The organism is Bartonella sp. TT110JLCBS, from assembly GCF_042193405.1.
Taxonomy (GTDB): domain Bacteria; phylum Pseudomonadota; class Alphaproteobacteria; order Rhizobiales; family Rhizobiaceae; genus Bartonella.
In genome coordinates, this window is sequence record NZ_JBHILT010000119.1 from 1 (window position 1) to 1,150 (window position 1,150).

2 protein-coding genes are annotated in these 1,150 nt (G+C 35.7%); both read right to left on the minus strand.

Features of this window, described 5'->3' with window-relative positions; translation table 11 throughout:
- Positions 1-12: 12 nt before the first annotated feature.
- Complete coding sequence (locus tag ACFILW_RS09880; protein WP_375630400.1) at positions 13-591, minus strand: SMI1/KNR4 family protein; 579 nt, start codon at positions 589-591, stop codon at positions 13-15.
- Positions 592-655: 64 nt separating this feature from the next.
- Positions 656-1,150, minus strand: a 495-nt coding sequence (locus ACFILW_RS09885; RefSeq protein WP_375685741.1) for an HNH/ENDO VII family nuclease, incomplete at its 5' end; no start/stop codon positions are given.

Genomic DNA, 1,150 nt, shown 5'->3' on the forward strand with positions numbered 1-1,150 from the left:
CCTCTATCAATTTCACCTCTTCCATAGTTTTTTCCAAAAGCTCTTGTAAAAAGGGATAGGTTGCGGAGTGGGAGTGTTCTCAATCTTTTCAATCGGTTGATCACCTTCAGGTATCTCTTCTCCCACGTGTACTTTAATTCTTTTGCAAAGGAATTCATAAAAATTACTGGCGTAATATTCGCAATCTTCAGATGGAAGCCTGACATAAAGTGGGCATTCTCCATCCCGAAACTGCGTATAATCAAAATAAAAGGTTTCATCAAGATCATAACTCACAACGAGCTGTTCTGGTGTCGCAAAACCATGTTTTCTATCGAGTAAGTTTTGGTAAACAATATCACCAGCAGGAATACCTTCCCCACAATCTCCATAAAGGCTATAAATTTCTTCACCACCAATTTCCCCTCCTACATATTTTTTTAAAAAAACTTTGTAAGACGATGTGAATTTTAAATCCAAAGCTTTCTCTGCCTTTTCAATCACAAGATCATCAACCGCATTTTTTTCAGTACCAAAATTGATAATATCATCATCATATTTATTAACCTTATCAATTAAGACTGCAACATCATCTAAGGTATAGGTTTTCATCAATTATTCTCCATAAATTATTTTATAAGTCTCTGTTTTTTCTCTTTTCATCAATCGTAGAGCATTACTGCCGGTGCTCCTGTCCCCATCTGTTAAAATCTAGACCTATGATACCCCATCTCATATTGATTATTCCTCCTAAATTACTGTTTTCTTGTTCTCCATACCCATTACCAAGTTTATACCAATATTCCTCTCTCTGCTTCTCAAACTTTTTTCTATCTATGAGCGATTGATGTGTTTTTGGATTAGCATGAATAACAGAAGTATATTTTTTATGAAATTCATGGCTCATTTCTGCTAAGGGTCCATCAGGGGTTTGATTTAGGTGATGCAACTCAACAGACTTACCATCATATCCTATAGGTGCTCTTCTTGCTTTCATTCTATCAATATTAGTGCCCCATACCGTTTCCCCTTTTACCATCCAGTAAGAAATTCTGTTAGGATCAAACAAATCGTCTCTCCGATAAACTGTGTAGGTCTGTCCAAATTTGCTATCGGTAAATTTAGTGGGTTTCTTTTTTAACCAAAGCTTTTTTTCTTTAGCAGCAAGTTT

Bases quoted from the DNA above. Each gene is read 5' to 3' on its own strand.
- ACFILW_RS09880 (WP_375630400.1), bottom strand. From the start codon at position 591: ATGAAAACCTATACCTTAGATGATGTTGCAGTCTTAATTGATAAGGTT.